The sequence below is a fragment of the Aeromicrobium sp. genome (genome assembly GCF_049586495.1).
In the GTDB taxonomy this organism is placed as follows: Bacteria; Actinomycetota; Actinomycetes; order Propionibacteriales; family Nocardioidaceae; genus Aeromicrobium.
Window position 1 is genome coordinate 1 of the sequence record NZ_JBAVCB010000232.1, and the last position, 3,360, is coordinate 3,360.

The window sequence follows — 3,360 nt, forward strand, 5'->3', positions numbered from 1 at the left end:
GTCGACGAGTCCCACCATGCTCGGTGCCGGGATGCCCAGGGTGAACCCGACGGCCCGGCATCCGTCGACCACCTCGGCCTCCTCGACCAGCCGCTCGGTGACGGGATCCTCGACGTTGTAGACGCACGCGATCTGGGTGCGCGCGTACACCCGGCCCTTGTCGGCCGTGTAGGCGTCCAGCCCCCCGTGCCAGTCCAGGTGGTCAGGCGCCACATTCAGACAGACGCTGGCTTGCGGAGACATCGAGTTGGTCCAGTGCAGCTGGTAGCTGGACAGCTCGACGGCCAGCACCGAGGCAGGGTCGTCGGTGTCCATGACCGCCTCCACCACAGGGCGACCCACATTGCCCACGGCGTGCGCCGCGAGACCTTCGGCGCGCAGGATCTGCTCCAGCATCTGCACGGTGGTCGTCTTGCCGTTGGTACCGGTGACGACCAGCCACGGTGCAGGGTCCGAGCCGCGCAGTCTCCAGGCGAGCTCGACCTCGCTCCACACCGGCACGCCCTGCTCGCCTGCCGCCACGACGAGCGGAGCGGTGGGCCGCCAGCCGGGCGACACGATGACGACGTCCGCACCCGCGGGCAGCTGTGCGGCACATCCGGGGCCCAGTCGCATCTCGACGCCGAGGTCCTGAAGCAGATTGGCCTTCTCCTGCTGATCCTCACGCATGGCTTCGTCGACGACCACCACGGTGGCGCCGAGGTGCTGCAGGGTGTCCGCCGCGGCGAACCCGCTGACGCCGAAGCCAGCCACCACGGCAGTGACACCGTCCCAGGACGACGCGCGCCCCAGCGCGTCCAGCCCGCTGTGGGTCACGTTCGACGGGTCATATGCCGGAGACCCACTCGTAGTAGAAGATGCCGAGCCCCGTGGCGACCGCGAGGCCGCTGATGATCCAGAACCGCACCACGATCGTGATCTCGGCCCACCCGAGCAGCTCGAAGTGATGTTGCAGAGGTGCCATGCGGAAGATGCGTTTGCCCCCGGTCAGCTTGAAGAACCCGACCTGCAGGATCACCGACGCGGTGATGGCGACGAACAGGCCGCCCAGCACGACGAGCAGCAGCTCGGTGCGGGTCATCAGAGCCAGCCCTGCCATGGCGCCGCCGAGGGACAGCGAGCCGGTGTCACCCATGAAGATCTTGGCTGGCGACGCGTTCCACCACAGGAACCCGAAGCAGGCTCCGGTCAGAGCCGAGGCGACGACCGCGAGGTCGAGCGGGTCACGGACCTCGTAGCACTTGGGGCCCGGATAGAACGAGCAGTTCTGATTGCTCTGCCAGATGTTGATGAAGACGAAGGCGCCGAAGACCATGACCGACGCGCCGGTGGCGAGTCCGTCGAGCCCGTCTGTGAGGTTCACGCCGTTGCTGGCGCCAGCCACCATCAGCAACACCCAGATCACGATGGCGAACGCCGGCAGGGCTGTGCCCGGAATGTCGCGGGTGAACGAGATCGAGTTGGTGATCACGGTGATGCCTGTGTCGTCCTCGAGGCGGATGGCCGCGATGGCGAACACCAGACCGATGACCACCTGACCGATGAACTTGGCCTTGCTGCGCAGCCCGAGGTTGCGTTGCTTGCGGATCTTGATGAAGTCGTCGAGGAAACCGATCGCTCCCAGCCCCACGAACAAGAACAGCAGCAGCAGCGCCGATGCACTCGGGACGAATCCGGTGGCGAGCTTGGCCAGCAGATAGCCCGTGACGACCGAAAGGATGATGACCAGACCACCCATGGTGGGGGTGCCACGCTTGGTGTGGTGCGCCGTGGGGCCGTCGTCGCGGATCAGCTGGCCGTAGCCCTTGGCGACCAGAAAGCGGATGGCCAGGCGTGTTCCGAGCAGGGTCCCGAGCAACGAGAACCCGCCAGCAAACAGGATCGCCTTCATGCGATGCGCATCCCTTCCATCAGCGGCCCAGCAGCCCGTCGGCCACCCGCTCTAGCCGACATCCTCTGGATGCTTTCACAAGGACGACGTCGTCCGCAGTCAGCCACGCGGATAGTGTGCCAATCGCCACATCGACGTCCGCGACGATCTCGGCAATCTCGCCAGAACCCTCGGCGATGGCGGCGGCGCCTGATCCGACGACCACCACCCGGTCGTATCCGAGATCCCGCGCGAGGCGACCGATGGTGCGGTGGGCCGACTCGGACAGGTCGCCGAGCTCGAGCATCTCCCCCAGCACCGCGACCTTGCGCCGGTGTGGCAGCGCCGCGACGGCGTGCAACGCGGCGGCCATCGACTCAGGGTTCGCGTTGTAGGCGTCGTTGACCACGAGCAGTCCGTCGTCCCGGACGCTGCGAGCCATCCGCATGGGCGATTCTGGCGCCGCCGAGGACAACCTCGTGGCGATGTCGGCCAGGTCCAGCCCCGCAGCCACCGCCGCGGCTGCGGCTGCGGCTGCGTTGATGGCGTGATGGGCGCCCACCCGCGGCACATGGACGTCACAGCTGCGCCCCGCGTGCTCCAGAGTGAAATGGGGTTCCCCCGAGCCGTCCACCTGGACCGGACCGAGACGCACGTCTCCTGCGTCTCCGAAAGTCAAGATCTCGGCCGTGGTCCGGGACCGCATGGCCAGGACGCGTGGATCGTCGGCGTTGAGGACCGCAGTGCCATCTGCGGTCAGGCTCTCCACCAGCTCACCCTTCGCGATCGCGATCGCATCCGGCGAGCCGAACTCACCGATGTGCGCCGTGCCCACGTTGAGCACGACCGCCACCGATGGCGGAGCGATACGGCACAACAGCTCGATGTGACCCACTCCGCGGGCGCCCATCTCGGCCACGACGTAGTGAGTGTCCTCGTCGAGGCGCAGCACCGTGAGCGGCACGCCGAGCTCGTTGTTGAACGACCCCACGGGGGCGACCGTGGGTGCGGCCCCGGCCAGGACGTGTGCGAGCAGGTCCTTGACGCTGGTCTTGCCCTGCGAGCCGGTGATCGCGACCACCGTGGCCGTGGACGCATCCAGCTGATGGCGAGCCAGGCGACCCAAGGCGATGGTCACGTCATCGACCACGATGCAGGGACCGCCGACCACCCGAGAGCCCAAGGTGCCGACCCCGCCGAGCGCGAGAACCGACGGCGCGTAGTCGTGTCCGTCCACATGTTCTCCCGCTATCGCAGCGAACAGCGTGTGGGGGCCAGCCGCGCGAGAGTCGATCACGACGTGTCGGACGCGTGCGCTTCCGGCGTCGCCGTGCAGGGCTCCCCCGACCACCTTGGCGATCTCGGCCAGTGACATCGCGATCACGGGGTGCCACCCATCAGCTCGACCATGACCGCATGGTCGTCGAAGGGCTGCACGACGCCGGCGATCTCCTGGCCGCGTTCGTGGCCCTTGCCGGCCACCACGACCG

Annotated in this window: 3 protein-coding genes; all 3 read right to left on the bottom strand. The window is 67.8% G+C overall.

Annotation, left to right across the window (positions count from 1 at the left end; genetic code table 11):
- The coding region (locus WB508_RS12080) for a Mur ligase family protein (RefSeq protein WP_423845131.1) at nucleotides 1-816 on the bottom strand (816 nt) is incomplete at its 3' end.
- Nucleotides 817-826: 10 nt separating this feature from the next.
- Nucleotides 827-1,891 carry a phospho-N-acetylmuramoyl-pentapeptide-transferase gene (gene mraY / locus WB508_RS12085; RefSeq protein ID WP_423845132.1) on the bottom strand — a complete coding sequence of 355 codons (1,065 nt, stop codon included), beginning with the start codon at nucleotides 1,889-1,891 and terminating at the stop codon, nucleotides 827-829.
- A 19-nt stretch (nucleotides 1,892-1,910) separates the two neighbouring features.
- On the bottom strand, nucleotides 1,911-3,245 hold the full coding sequence (locus WB508_RS12090; protein ID WP_423845133.1) for a UDP-N-acetylmuramoyl-tripeptide--D-alanyl-D-alanine ligase: 1,335 nt from the start codon (nucleotides 3,243-3,245) through the stop codon (nucleotides 1,911-1,913).
- Nucleotides 3,246-3,360 lie beyond the last annotated feature (115 nt).